This window comes from Salinimicrobium oceani, from assembly GCF_012037645.1.
On sequence record NZ_JAAVJR010001718.1, the window covers coordinates 1 to 278 of the forward strand.

At 42.1% G+C, this 278-nt stretch carries 1 pseudogene; it reads left to right on the forward strand.

The window, feature by feature from the left end:
• A pseudogene (locus HC175_RS23735) lies at nucleotides 1-278 on the forward strand (hypothetical protein); the annotation flags it as partial.

Consider the following 278-nt stretch of genomic DNA (forward strand, 5'->3'; position numbering starts at 1 on the left):
ATCCCTTTGACCTGTACTTTCTGAAAAATGTTTCTGAGAAAATTTTTATTGAGGAAGCCAAAGCCCTTCAGGAAAGCCTTACGGACGAAAAAATGGCAGCGGCGATGCAGCAGTGGCCCCGGGAACTTCAGCAATTAAACGGAGATGAAATTCTGGAGAAATTAATTAGTCGTCGGGATAAACTTCAGGAATATGCAATAGACTTTCGGGAAGAGATCGAAAGATTAGATTATCCCGAAGTACCTTTGAAAGGTTCAGAAGATCTTGAGCTTCCTGCT